At 65.2% G+C, this 13,328-nt stretch carries 12 protein-coding genes and 1 tRNA gene; 12 read left to right on the forward strand and 1 reads right to left on the reverse strand.

All coding sequences use genetic code 11. The features are described from left to right. Positions 1-39 precede the first annotated feature (39 nt). From BKA03_RS05350 to BKA03_RS05395, 10 genes are all read left to right on the forward strand, one after another. Positions 40-1,323, forward strand: coding sequence for a glutamate-5-semialdehyde dehydrogenase (locus tag BKA03_RS05350; RefSeq protein WP_062075931.1), 1,284 nt, complete (start codon positions 40-42; stop codon positions 1,321-1,323). A 66-nt stretch (positions 1,324-1,389) separates the two neighbouring features. Next, on the forward strand, positions 1,390-1,545 hold the full coding sequence (locus BKA03_RS05355; RefSeq protein WP_179397711.1) for a hypothetical protein: 156 nt from the start codon (positions 1,390-1,392) through the stop codon (positions 1,543-1,545). After that, the gene (gene nadD, locus BKA03_RS05360) at positions 1,538-2,128 is read left to right on the forward strand and encodes a nicotinate-nucleotide adenylyltransferase (RefSeq protein ID WP_083971977.1); all 591 of its coding nucleotides are present in this window, start codon (positions 1,538-1,540) and stop codon (positions 2,126-2,128) included. The genes BKA03_RS05355 and nadD overlap by 8 nt, the downstream gene beginning before the upstream one ends. Beyond that, positions 2,121-4,010 carry a hypothetical protein gene (locus tag BKA03_RS05365; RefSeq protein ID WP_062075932.1) on the forward strand — a complete coding sequence of 630 codons (1,890 nt, stop codon included), beginning with the start codon at positions 2,121-2,123 and terminating at the stop codon, positions 4,008-4,010. Before nadD ends, BKA03_RS05365 begins: the two co-directional genes overlap by 8 nt. Next, positions 4,007-4,369 carry a ribosome silencing factor gene (gene rsfS / locus BKA03_RS05370; RefSeq protein ID WP_062075933.1) on the forward strand — a complete coding sequence of 121 codons (363 nt, stop codon included), beginning with the start codon at positions 4,007-4,009 and terminating at the stop codon, positions 4,367-4,369. The genes BKA03_RS05365 and rsfS overlap by 4 nt, the downstream gene beginning before the upstream one ends. A 13-nt stretch (positions 4,370-4,382) precedes the next feature. Continuing rightward, the gene (locus BKA03_RS05375; protein ID WP_083971979.1) at positions 4,383-5,036 is read left to right on the forward strand and encodes a histidine phosphatase family protein; all 654 of its coding nucleotides are present in this window, start codon (positions 4,383-4,385) and stop codon (positions 5,034-5,036) included. Continuing rightward, positions 5,033-5,644: a histidine phosphatase family protein gene (locus BKA03_RS05380; protein WP_062075935.1), complete on the forward strand. Its 612-nt coding sequence runs from the start codon at positions 5,033-5,035 to the stop codon at positions 5,642-5,644. The genes BKA03_RS05375 and BKA03_RS05380 overlap by 4 nt, the downstream gene beginning before the upstream one ends. A 48-nt stretch (positions 5,645-5,692) precedes the next feature. Then, entirely contained in the window at positions 5,693-7,246 is a 1,554-nt protein-coding gene (locus BKA03_RS05385; RefSeq protein ID WP_062075936.1) for a succinic semialdehyde dehydrogenase, read from the forward strand. Between the two features lie 46 nt (positions 7,247-7,292). Further along, a complete protein-coding gene (locus BKA03_RS05390; RefSeq protein ID WP_238579465.1) occupies positions 7,293-8,075 on the forward strand; it encodes an SDR family oxidoreductase in 783 nt (260 codons plus the stop codon). Between the two features lie 94 nt (positions 8,076-8,169). After that, positions 8,170-8,242 (forward strand) — tRNA-Ala (locus BKA03_RS05395). A gap of 251 nt (positions 8,243-8,493) precedes the next feature. Here BKA03_RS05395 and BKA03_RS05400 read toward each other — a convergent pair. Beyond that, positions 8,494-8,778, reverse strand: coding sequence for a DUF3892 domain-containing protein (locus tag BKA03_RS05400; RefSeq protein ID WP_062075938.1), 285 nt, complete (start codon positions 8,776-8,778; stop codon positions 8,494-8,496). Between the two features lie 457 nt (positions 8,779-9,235). Here BKA03_RS05400 and BKA03_RS05405 point away from each other — a divergent pair, with 457 nt between their 5' ends. Then, positions 9,236-9,430 (forward strand): hypothetical protein, encoded by a 195-nt coding sequence (locus BKA03_RS05405; RefSeq protein WP_062075939.1) that lies wholly within the window; start codon positions 9,236-9,238, stop codon positions 9,428-9,430. A 72-nt stretch (positions 9,431-9,502) separates the two neighbouring features. Then, on the forward strand, positions 9,503-13,246 hold the full coding sequence (locus tag BKA03_RS05410; protein ID WP_062075940.1) for a YobI family P-loop NTPase: 3,744 nt from the start codon (positions 9,503-9,505) through the stop codon (positions 13,244-13,246). Positions 13,247-13,328: the final 82 nt, after the last annotated feature.

Raw genomic sequence — 13,328 nt, forward strand, 5'->3', positions numbered from 1 at the left:
CCCCTACCGGCCCAGGATGCCCGGCTTACACTGGTGCGCATGACAGATACCACCGTTGCCGTCGATGTTGAGGCCGCAGTTCTTGACGTGTGCAGGCGTGCGAAGGTCGCCTCGCGGGAGCTTGCGACCGCGACCAGGATCACCAAGGACGCCGCGCTCCATGCGATGGCGGACGGCCTGGTCGCGCAGTCAGCCCGCATCATCGCGGCGAACGCGATCGACGTCGCGCGCGAACGCGAAGGCGGAATGAGCCCCGGCCTTCTTGACCGCCTGACGCTGACCGAGGCCAGGCTCGCCACGATCGCCGATGCCCTGCGCTTCCTGGCGTCTCTTCCCGATCCGGTGGGCGAGATCAAGCGCGGCTCGACCCTTCCCAACGGCATCCGACTCATTCAGAAGGCCGTGCCGATGGGCGTGGTCGGCATGATCTACGAGGCCCGCCCCAACGTGACCGTCGACGCCGCGGGGCTCGCGCTGAAGTCGGGCAATGCCGCGGTGCTTCGCGGTGGCTCGGCCGCACGCGAGTGCAACGAGGTACTCATCGCCGTGTTGCAGGACGCCCTCGAGTCGGTCGGTCTGCCTCGAGATGCCGTGCAGTCGATTGACGCCTATGGGCGTGAGGGCGCCAAGGTGCTCATGCATGCGCGCGGGCTCGTTGACGTCCTGGTTCCCAGGGGTGGGCGCGACCTCATCCAGACCGTCGTGCGCGAGTCGACGGTGCCAGCGATCGAGACGGGCGAGGGCAACTGCCACGTCTACCTCGATGCCTCGGCGCCGCTGCAGCGGTCGATCGACATCGTGCTCAACTCCAAGACGCATCGAGTGGGTGTGTGCAACGCGGCGGAGACGCTCCTTGTCCACAAGGACGCCGAGGACAAGCTCCCCGCCGTGCTTGAGGCGCTTCACCTGGCCGGGGTGACGCTTCACTGCGACGAGGCTGCGGCCGACCTGGCGCCGGACAATGTCCCCACCGTTCGCGCGACAGAGGAGGACTGGGCGACGGAGTACCTATCCATGGACCTCGCCGTGAAGATCGTCGACAACATCGACGCGGCGATTGAGCACATCCGCCGCTACTCGACGGGACACACCGAGGCGATCGTCACGGAGGACATCGGTGCTGCCGATCACTTTGTGAAGCACCTGGATTCGGCCGCGATCATGGTGAATGCGTCGACGCGTTTCACCGATGGCGGGGAGTTCGGCCTGGGTGCCGAGATCGGCATCTCCACGCAGAAGTTGCACGCGCGCGGACCCATGGGACTCGCCGAACTCACCACCACCACCTGGGTCGCCTACGGGGACGGGCACACGCGCGCCTAGCGAGTCGTTAGGCCCTTCGAGGTACCCGTGAAATACTGAGCGAAGTCAAACAGGCAAGGAGACATTGTGACCACCATTCTCGCGGCCACCGCTGAGGGGGCGCACGCCTCATCGTCGATTCCACCTGTCGCGGTGGCACTGCTCGCCTTCTCCGGTCTGATGGCGTTGCTCTTCATCACCTTTGCGTTCCGGAGTGTGGGCACGCGTCATCAGGGTGACTAACGAACGCATCGGCGTCCTGGGGGGCACGTTCGACCCAATTCACCTCGGCCACATGGTGGTGGCGAGCGAGGTGTGTGCCGCGCTCGCACTCGATCGCGTGATCCTGGTCCCCGCCCACCGGCAGCCCTTCAAGGACTCCACTGGCCACGCCTCGCCCGCACAGAGAATCGCAATGTGCCGGCTCGCGGTCGAGGGTGATGACAGGCTCGAGGTCAGCGACGTCGACATTGCGCGCGGAGGCCTGACCTACTCGGTCGACACGCTTACCGACCTCGCAGCCGAACATCCGGGCGCGGAATTGTTCTTCATCGCGGGGGCCGACGCCGTGTCCCGTTTGTCCGAATGGCGCGAGCCCGCACGGCTCATGCAGTTGGCCACGTTCGTCGGCGTGCGGAGGAAGGGTAGCCCTATACCTGCGTTAACTCCGCCACACTTGGTGGTCGAGACACCAGAAGTGGGGGTATCCTCGACCGAAGTTCGGCGCCGCCGTCGGACCGGTGAGCCGGTGCGCTACCTGGTCCCCGATCCAGTTGCCGCCTATATTGCCCAACACGCGCTGTACCTCGGAGGACCGGATGCCTGACGCGCCCCTGTCGCGCCGTGCACGTCGCACATTTGAAGAAGAGGCGGCGGATCGCGCGGCTTCCCAGGACCCCACTTCCGCGTTCGCCCAGGCGCCTTCGTCCGGCGAGGTCGACGCGGTCGAAGACGAGCGCGCGGCCCTCAGCCGCAGAGACCGCAGGCGGATGGAACGACTCAATCACCCGCTCGAGGCGTGGACGGCCGAGGAGGAGATGCTCGCAACGGGTCAAATTCCCGCGATGACCCCCGAGCGCATCTCCGAGCAGGAGCGAATTTCTCGCGAGAAGGCGGAGAGTGCCGCCCAAGAGGCCACTGCGGCGTCTCAAGAGTTCCGCAGGCTCGCGGCGTCGGATATCCGGCGGGCGCCGGAGCCCAACTTTGATGAGCCGGTCTCCGTGCAGGTGCCGTCGCAGCCGCCGGTTTCGCAGGCTCCCGTTTTCCAACGGCCTGTTGCCCAGCCACAGTGGGCTGAAGAGCCTCCCATTGACTTCCCCGACAGTGTAGAAAGCGCGTCCGAGCCGTCGTGGCCGGAACCGCAGCCTTCGCCGGCGCACACGCCACCCGACTTGGCGCTGCGAGAGGCCCCGGAGACCGCGCTCGATGCGGGCACTCGCGTGGCTGACACTCACGAAACACGGCCCGTCCTCGAGCCGTACCAACCGGTCATGGCCCTGGACAACGCGCCGCTCGTTCCCGTCGTCCACCCGCCGCGCAACGAGGCCCCAGTCGAGGCGGACTCGGAAAGCGCCTACGAGCCGACCCCGTCGGCCTCGAATGTCTTCGGCGCGTTCTTCCCGCCCGGTTCTAGGCAGGGGGCGCTTCGTCAGCAAGATCCATTCCCTGCTGGCTCACCCGCAGAGCCCTCGCCCGTAGCGTCGGAGCACGTTCCGACGCTTCTTCCGCCGCAAGAGGTCCCCACGCGAGACACCAGTCCCGTCGATGAGATTCGGCGCTTGGCTGCAGAAGCCATGAGCGGCATCGAGAGGGCGTCACGGACGGACGCCGCGGCGGGGGCCGCAGCGACCCGGCCCATGCCTGACCCCTCTATCGGTGCCGAGTTCGACTCGCTACAATCGGCGTCGTCGGCTCCTCACCACGTGGTCCCAGACGCCACTGCCCTCAACGACGAGGCCCCCGACAACGTTGCCTTCGAGAACGCTGCCTTCGACACCGTTGCACCCAATTTTGAGCGTCCGACTGCCGCACAGCCGCCTGCAGCACAGCCGCCCGCGACACAGCAGACACCCTCGATCGCGTGGTCGCCTGCCGACTTAACTTGGGGGCCGGGGGCCGGAATTGGTCCGTCTGTGAACCGTGCGGATGCGGACCCGACGTTTGATTCACTCGGCGACTTGGCGCCTAGGGCGGTACCCACGCCCGCCACGCCGTTCGGCCGCGGTACGCCGGAGCAGGCGGAGTTTGATCAGTTGACGCAGTCCCACTCCGGCGCCACGCGCGGCGTCGCGCCAGCGTCGGGTCAGTTCCCGATGTCGGGGCCGTTTTCTGGTCCTCAGCGCTTCGCGGGACCGCAAGCGCCGCCTTGGGCCACACAACCGCTGAGCGGTGCGCCAGGAAGGGCCGCGGAGGCAAATGACTTCACGCCGCTTTCCAACGTGCCGAGGCCTGACTTCAGTGGGCTCTACCAGCAGGGGTCACCATCCGCGTTCCCGCCGCTCACCGGCGCGATCAACACCGCGGCCCTCAACGCGGCCGAATTCCACGGCGGCGACATGTCCGCCTCGGGCCAAGCGGCTGGAATCCGTCGCCCAGACCTTCCGGAAGTCGGTGGCGTCAAGCACTTCAAGTGGCTCCACCTGTCCGTGATCGGAGCACTCATGTTCGTTCTTGGAGTTGTCATTTACAACGTGGCGTTCAACAAATGACGGCAACGGCGCGCGCGCTCGACATCACCCAATCCGCAGCCCGCGCGGCGTCCGACAAGAAGGCCGAGGACATCGTTGCGCTCGATGTGAGTGGCCAGACGCCCATCGCGGACGTGTTCGTGATCGCCACGGCGTCCAATGAGCGTCAGGTCACCGCTATCGCCGAGGGCATCGAGCAGTCGCTGCTGGCCACGGGCGTGAAGGCCGTGCGCCGCGAGGGGCTGCGCGAGGGCCGGTGGGCGCTCATGGACTTCAACGACGTCATCGTGCACGTGATGCACCAAGAAGATCGCGCGTACTACTCGCTCGAGCGCCTGTGGAAGGACTGCCCGGTCGTCGCACTGCCCGCGGATCTGTGAGATCGGCAAACCAATGACCGGCAAACCTGTGACGCGCCTCATCCTGGTCCGCCACGGCGAGACCGACTGGAACCTGCAGCACCTGCTGCAGGGCGCGTCGGACATCCCGCTCAACGACAACGGCCGCGCCCAGGCTCGGGCCGCCGCACCCGAGCTTGCCCGCATCGCGCCGGTGAAGCGCATCGTGTCTTCGGACCTGTCGCGCGCCCTCGAGACCGCCCACATTTTCGCCGACGCCATGGGCGCCGAGGTCGTCACCGACCCCAGGTGGCGTGAGCGCTCCTACGGCGTGTGGGAGGGCCTTCCCGAGGACGTGCGGGAGGCCGATCACGCCGACGAGTATCAGCGCTGGGTGGAGGGCCACGAGCCGAACGTCGAGGGCTACGAGATGAACCACACGGTGCGCGATAGGGCTCTCGCAGCGATCGACGAGCTCGCGCCCGTGGCGGGCACGCACGTGGTGGTGTCGCACGGCTCGACCACCCGCGTGGCCGTTGGCGCCCTGTTGGGCGTCGAGCTCGGTTCGCACGGTATCGGCAATCTTGGCAACGCCCAGTGGGTGGAGCTCACGCGTGAGGGCGAGGGGCCCTGGGTGCTGCGTTCGCTCAATGCGCGTGCGCTCGATCCGAGTTCACTCAACTCGTCATCGGCGAGTGACGAAGCATGACCAGCCTGGTCCTGTTGCGCCACGCGCGCACCGACTACAACGACGAGGGGCGCCTGCAGGGTTCTCTGGATGTGCCCCTGGGCGAGGACGGCATAGCGCAGGCGGCCGATGTTGCCGCGCGCGTCGTGGGGGAGTACGGCACGGCGCTTACGGTGGCATCGTCACCCCTGCAGCGCGCCACGGGCACGGCCGATGCCTTGGCCGCATTGGCAGGCACGGCGACCCGCGTTGACGCCAGGTTCACCCAGCGCCCCTATGGCGTGTGGGAGGGCCACACGTGGCACGAGGTGCGCGAGTCGTGGCCGCTCGAGTATGTGCAGCGGCACGAGGGGCTCGACCCGGCGATTCCAGGCTGGGGCCGGTCGGACGATGTGGCCGATCGCGTGGCCGCTGGACTGAGGGACGCGGCAGCCGATGCGGCGCGCACCGGCGCCGGCACCGTGGTGATCGTGAGTCATGGCAGCGCGATCATGCTGGGAGTCGCCCGTCTGCTCGGGCTGCCGCTCACCCCGTCGCGCCTGGGATACCTGCCGCACGGGGCGTGGAACGAGGTGCGCTGGCACGGCGGCGACGACTGGCGCCTGAGGCGGTATTGCGCGGGCGCCTGATCGGTCGCCGCGTTGAGTACAGTGGGAGTCACACCCCCGGAGGTATGTGTGACGACGACGCCCCTGGCACGACCGAATATTGACCCCGCGCGCCTGGCCGCGCTCGCGAGCATCGTGACCGGCTCGGCGGGCCATCACGAGGTGGTCTCGCCGCTCGACGGCCGCGCGCTCGCGACCCTCCCGCGCTCGAATGAGGCGGACGTGGAACGTGCGCTCGCGGCCGCTCGTCAAGCACAGGCCGCGTGGGCACGGCGGCCCCTACGAGAGCGCCGCGCCATCCTGAGGCGCGCCGGCCGCCTCTTCCTGGCGCACCAAGACGAACTCCTTGACCTCATCCAACTCGAGAACGGCAAGAACCGCCTGAGCGCCTTCGAGGAGGTCTCGGACGTGGCGCTCACCGCCGCGTACTACGCGCGCACCAGCCGACGCCTGCTGCGCCCCCATCGCAGGCGCGGCGTCATCCCCGTGCTCACGTCGGTGCGCGAGTTTCGTGTGCCCAAGGGCGTCGTGGGCATCATCAGCCCATGGAACTACCCGCTCATGCTCGCCGTGGCCGACGCCATCCCGGCGCTCATCGCCGGCAACGGCGTGGTGCTCAAGCCCGATTCCGCGACGCCGCTGTGCGCGCTCGCGGCCGTCGAACTCCTCCGCCAGGCGGGTGTGCCCGCGGATCTGGTTGGCGTGGTCGTGGGGGCGGGCAGCGCTCTGGGCCCGCGCCTCATCGACGGCGTCGACTACGTCATGTTCACCGGCTCCACCGCCACCGGCCGCATCATCGCGGAACACTGTGGCCGGCAGCTCATCGGTTGCTCGGCGGAGCTGGGCGGGAAGAACCCGCTGATCGTGCTTGCCGACGCGGACATCGACCGTGCGGCCCACGGTGCGGTGCAGGCGTGCTTTTCCAACTCCGGCCAACTGTGCGTGTCCATCGAGCGGATCTACGTCGAGGACGCGGCCTACGATGCGTTCGCTGCCGCCTTTACCCGCCGGGTGAGCGCGATGCGGTTGGGTGTGGGGCTCGACTGGGAGGCCGACATCGGCACGCTCACCTCCGCCGACCAGCTCGCGGGCGTCAGTGCGCACGTGGACGACGCGGTCGCCAAGGGCGCCACGGTGCTCGCCGGAGGCAAGGCGCGCCCTGACATCGGCCCTTACGTCTACGAACCCACGGTGCTCGCGGGCGTGACCGCTGACATGGACGTGGCGCGCACGGAGACGTTCGGTCCCGTGGTGTCGCTGTACCGGGTTGCCGGCGCCGACGAGGCCGTGCGGCTGGCAAACGACTCGCCGTACGGGCTCAACGCCTCGGTGTGGTCGCGGCGCAGGGGAGGGGATGTGGCCCGCCGCGTCCACGCCGGCACGGTGAGCGTCAACGAGGGTTACGCGGCGGCGTGGGGATCGACCGACGCGCCGATGGGCGGGGTTAAGGACTCAGGTCTGGGGCGCCGACACGGCGACGAGGGCCTCCTGAAGTACACCGAACCACAGTCGGTGCTCCGCCAGCGCATCGCCTCGGTGGCACCGCCCGACCGGGTGAGTGGCGAGACCTACGCACGATTCATGTCGAGGGCGCTGGCCCTCCTGACGAGGGTGAGGCCCTAATGACGGGAATGCAACAGTGAAGGGAACGCAGCTGAGGGGCGCCCGCGTGCTGATCACCGGAGCCGGATCCGGCATCGGCCGCCTGATGGCGCTCGAGGCCGCCCGGCGCGGTGCCACCATCGCCGTGTGGGATAGAGACAAGGCGGGCGCCGACGAAACGGTGCGGCAAGTCGTAGAGGCGGGCGGCGCCGCGTCGGCCACCGTGGTGGACATCACGGACCGCGCCGCCGTGGCGGCGGCCGCCGAGCGCGAGGGCCCGGTAGACGTGGTGATCAACAACGCGGGCGTGGTCACGGGGGCGACGCTCATGGAGGCCTCCGACGAGGCAATCGAGCGCACGTTCCAGGTCAATACGCTTGCCCTGTTCTGGGTCACGCGCGCGCTCTTGCCGGGCATGCTCGACCGGGGTCGGGGCACCGTGGTGACCATCGCGTCGGCCGCTGGCTTGCTGGGCGTCGCGAAGCAGACCGACTACGCCGCGTCCAAGGCCGCCGCGATCGGTTTCACGGAGTCCCTGCGCGCCGAACTTCGGGACGCACGGTCGCCCGTGCGCACGCTGGTGTTCATGCCGTACTACATCGACACGGGCATGTTTGAAGGTGTGCGCACCCGCTTCCCGCTGTTGCTGCCGATCCTCGACCCGCACAAGGCGGCGCGCCGAGTGATCCGGGGTGTCGAACGCGGCACCCAGCAGATCGTGATGCCGCCCATGGTGAGGATGGTGCCGGTGCTGCGGGCCTTGCCCGTGCGCGCGTTCGATGCGGTGGTGGACTTCTTTGGCATCAACCACACCATGGACCACTTCGTGGGACGCGGGCCGTCACGCTGAGACGCCGTTCACAGGGGCGCCGCGATTAGCGTTGGGGAGCCGATCTGGGCTACGATGACGGTCGCTCTTTATGAGCGCGTGATCGCGAGATTACGGGGCTGTGGCGCAGCTGGTAGCGCACCTGCATGGCATGCAGGGGGTCAGGGGTTCGAATCCCCTCAGCTCCACGTGGTGTGGAGACAGCACCGCTTGAGACCGTCCTTCGGGGCGGTTTTTTGCGTTGGTGGTGAAGGGCACTTCTCGCGAACGTGCGGTCGAGGAGGCGCCCGCCGCCACTCCGTCGATCGGTCAGGATCCATCGAGAGTGCGAAGCCATGGCCGTTGGATGGGGGCTTGGTCAGAGGATGACTCTCTTGTGGTCGAGTCCGCTGTGCGCTCCGACCTTGTCGACGCACCAAGCAACCCTTGGGCGCGAAACTCATCCTGCTGGCAGGTTTTCCAAGTTGTCGAGGCCGGTGCTGTCAGGCTTGGTCTTGAGGTACGGAGAAGCCAAGCAGGCGCTTTTGGGGCAATAGCTCAACTTCTGTATCGATGCCGTGTATCCACCGGCACTGGTCTGCCAAGTGTCTCCTGCATCGAGGCTCGTGACGACCTCTTTGCGCGTGTAGTGGATACCGGCCGCGGTAATAACGCCCTCAATGTGGTGGTGGGTGCCGTCAGAAGACGTTTCCTTCCTTACTTTAACAACGGTGTAGTTCGCCATTTGATGCTCCTCTCATTGATTGTATTTTCTGATGCTAGCGGTCGCCACTGACATCGAACGGGCGATAGAAGAACACGGCAGAGTTACTGCCCAAGTTTGCTTGACTCCTGATCGATGCCCTGAATGGCGATTGGCGTTCGCGGAGGCGAGCGTCGCGCGTGGGGCTGGCGCAGGTCAACCTTCAATACCTCGGTGAAGAGCGTCGCCGCGCAGATCCACCTCCACACGGTGCCGGGAGGTGGCGAGCAGATTGGTTCGAGCGCTTGCTTGGCTCGTCGAGGAGGACGCGCTCGCGATCCTGCGGGCGCGGAGCGACCCGAGTTTCCTGGACCCGGGGTGGACCGTGTAACGCTCGCGCGATGTCTTGCCCTGCAGGCTGCGCGCGGACCGGGCGCTCAAGGCACGATGGGCCGTCGGCCGGTGAAGATGGTCCAAGTGGGGAGAGGCCGGGTCTCCAGTGGAAACCCTGGTCCACCAACGCGTGGCGGCGAGCCCACGCAAATACCTCGACCTGCTGCTCGGCGGCGTGAAGAGTGTTCCGGATGCAATCCACGGGCCCACTGTGATCAAGATGGATGCCGGTGGATGCTTGGATGCGGGGTTCGATGGTGAGCGGTGGTTCGACGGGGCGTCGGGTTCGTCGCGCGACTAGCAGGTGCTGTTTGAGCGCAGCATTATGCTGCGGGTTGACCTGTCAGAACACGCTGACATAATCAGGAGCACTATGAAGCAGCGAATTCTGATTGCAACAAGGCGCCTTATCAACGGGGTCCGTAGCTGGAAGAACGATGAGGAACAGAAAGCCCCGATCCTCCTCCCGCTCACGCCCGCATATGAATCTGACAAGCACCAGGTTTACCTCGGCGTCATCGAAGCTGCACTGAATGATCCAGAGCGTTCAGTGCTGAACATCGCGGTTACGGGTAGCTATGGCGTTGGCAAGAGCAGCATTCTCATGGAGGTTGCGCGTAGGCACCGGCGCAAGGTGGTCTCTGTTTCTCTCGCGACGCTCGGCTTCCCGGACGACGACCAGGTGCCGGAGCAGAAGAAGGCGCCGCAAGCGGCGACCAAGACGAACCGGATCCAGAAGGAGATTGTTAAGCAACTCCTGTACAGCCAGGATCCTTCCAAGATGCCGGGCTTCCGGTACCACCGCACGACGGGCTTCCGATTGTGGCGTTCCGTCTCGCTTTGTGCCCTGCTCTCCGTGCCGGTAGCCATCGTCTTCTTGCTCGCCGGATGGACACAGACCATCGGCGCCCTGATTCCGAACGTCAGCGAGCACAAGTGGCTCCCGCACCTGGTGGTGTTCAGCGGCTCTACCGCGCTTCTGACCGCGCTACTCGCGGCGTTCCACAACCGCATTCAGATTGAGCGCTTGGGAACGGGCGCCGCGTCCATTGTCCTCTCGCCGAAGTCCGCAACGTACTTCGACGAGTACCTGGACGAGATCGTCTACTTCTTCGAGACGGCCAAGCGCGACATCGTCATCTTTGAGGATATCGACCGGTTCGATGACGCGCACATATTCGAGACGCTCCGGTCCCTAAACTCGATACTCAATGGTGCCAAACAGCTCAAGGGTCGCCGAATCCGGTTCATATACGCCGTCAAGGACAGTATCTTCGACGAGTTGGGAGCACGTGCGGCGAAGGAGGAGCTCAGGTTACGCGAGTCCGCTGGGGATGCGTCGACAGCGCGAGCCGTCAACCGCCAACGCGACGATGCTGCCGAAGCTGAGGTGGCGCGAGCAAACCGCACCAAATTCTTTAACCTCGTCGTTCCCGTCGTGCCCTTCGTCACGCACCGCAGCGCACGAGATTTGCTGGTGCAGACCATGGACAAGGATCTCGACCACGGCATCTCTGACGAACTCATCGATCTGGCAGCGCGCTACGTCGCCGACATGCGTTTGATCAAGAACATCCGCAACGAGTACGCCATCTTCAAACGGCTTGTCCTAGACGCGGGCGACATCGACCTCAAGCCTGACAAGCTCTTCGCCATGGTGCTCTACAAGAGCACCCACCTTGCCGACTTCGAGGAGATCAAGCTGGGGAAGAGCCGCCTCGATGACCTCTATCGCGATGGCCGCGAACTCGTGAGGGAAAACGTGCAGGCTGAGAACGCAACTATTCGCCAAGCGCGACAGAGGAAGCAGCGCACACAAGTCGCGGCTGGACAGGCGCGTTCGCTTGGCCAGACGCTTCAGGGTCGTATCGACGACTTGGGCAACTTCTTCGACGGCGTTAGTCGGAGGTCAATGACGTTTGCGGGAGCGGCTGCGATGCCGGAGGAACTCACGACCCCTGATTTCTGGGAGCGTGTTGCCTCTGGCGACGGCCCGCTCGTTGTGACATACAACGATCCGCAACTGGGAAGAGCCCGCACTGCAACGCTGTCGAGCGACGACATTGAACGTGTCATCGGCAAGAAGCTCGACTCTGCCGAGTGGGTCGCGGGTGAGCACACCGAGGCAGATGCCGCAATCCAGGGGGCCCTCACTCGGCGTGAGTTCCTCGCGCGAGCAGACATGAGCGACCTGTTCGCTCGGGAGGAGTTTTCGGCCGACATCGACGGAGAGGATTTGTCATTCGCCGGGCACGCAAAGAAGCGGCTCACCTCAGAGTTTGCTGTGCAGCTCGTCAAGGCGGGGTACATCGACCGCAACTTCACGCTCTACACGTCGACGTTCTACGACGACCGAGTCAGTACCAACGCCACTAACTTCATCCTCAAGAGCGTCGACCGCCACACGATCGATATGCATTTCGCACTCACGGCTGAGGACGTAGCGACGCTGCTGCGCGAGCGTGGTCGCAGCATCCTTACCGAGAAGGCTATCTACAACGTCGACGTTCTCGACTACCTGTTAACTTCCGACACAGACGGGCTTGCTGCCGTAGTCGGCGAACTCGTGAAGTTTGGGGATGACGAGCGCGATCTAGTCCTCACCTACATGGAGTCCGGTGACAGTCCGGCTGAATTGGTGGCGGCAATGGCTCCCCTATGGAAGTCGGTCTTCACCTTCCTCGCGTCCGAAGCGGGCGTTGATAGCGAGGTGCAGGTCAAGTTGATCGACGCAGCCCTTCGATCCACGGACAAACGTGTGGCATATGAGACGAACGCTCAGGTCGGTGCACTCCTTGTTTCGAGTGCGCCCCATCTTGGCGTCTGCGTCGCAGACGATACCTCGGAGTCCACGGCCCACGTCATTGCGACATTGCTGACGGGTTCGGACGTAGCGCTCGCCTCGCTCGCAGGGTTGGGACGCCCCGTGCTTCGGGCAGTCGTAGAGGCTGGTTGCTATGAGATCACCCGGGAGAATTTGGTCCTTGCGCTCGAAAATCAGGCCAACGGGCTCAGCCTCGACGCCATCAAGGGCGCGAACGAACTGGTGTACAAGCGGGTACTCACCGACCTCAGGGCGTACCTGACCGTTCTCGAGGAAGGAGAGGAGACAATCCTCGATGCTGCCGCGTTTGGCAGCATCCTCGGGGACCTTTTCAGTGCCGACGAAGACGCACTTCCGTCTGTGCTGGAGCACGCGAACGCAGGCTGTATTGCGTATGACCTCTCGAAAGTCGCGGCCGAGACGTGGCCAGTTCTTGCGGACTACTCGCGTTTCCCAATCACCTTCGATAACGTCGTTGCCTACGTTGACGAATACGACGTTGACGACCGTCTGGGTTTGCGGCTCGAAGCGCAGGGAAGCATCACGGTTGATGCGAGACCTGAGGAGCAAGCGAAGGTTGACCTGGCTCTTGCGATTCTGGGTGCCTCGGATGTCTTGCCGGAGGCTCAGTTGCGCGCAGCTCTCGTGGGGAGCCTCGACCTCGCTGGATACCTCGTGGCATCCGAGCTGCCTGATCACTCTGGTGAGTTGATCGGTTGGCTCATCGCCGAGAACGTCATTGGCGACGATGCGGAGTCGTTCGCGGTGATTGCGGCGGCAGACCTTCGCGGACGTGCCTTGGCCATTAGCAAATCGCGGGAGTTCAGGAACTTCATGACGCCGGCTGAGGTGACGCCTGATCAGGTCGGCAGCATTGTGGCGAGTGCGCTTGTGCCGACACCCATCAAGTCCGCGATCCTCGAACGACTTGCCGACTTCACCGTAGGCACTCCGCGCATCGGACTCCAGAAGATTGCTCAGTACGCTGTTGATAAGCGGCGTGCACTCACCCTCGACGAAACAGCGCGGCTCGCCGCCGAAGGCGTCACCGCCACAGTCGTGGTGTCACTGCTGCGTAGCCATCTGCCATCGATCAATGTTGCGGCGTTGTCGAGTATTTTGACGTCCCTTGGTCAGGACTACGCGTTTCTCGCCACCAAGAGCGGGAAGCACCCGACTTTCCCGAATAACGTCGCACACCGAGAACTTGCGGAGCGACTCGAACTGCTTCAACTCGCAAGTTCCTGGGAAGCCAAGGATGGGCGTGTCAAGATCCGAATGCGACGCCGGTAGCCGTGACCAGAGTTCGTTCGAATCGCCGCGGTGGGCTCCCTTCGTTACAACAGCGCACTTTGGCACAGGTACGTCGCGGGGG

It is taken from the genome of Demequina lutea (assembly GCF_013409005.1).
Taxonomy (GTDB): domain Bacteria; phylum Actinomycetota; class Actinomycetes; order Actinomycetales; family Demequinaceae; genus Demequina; species Demequina lutea.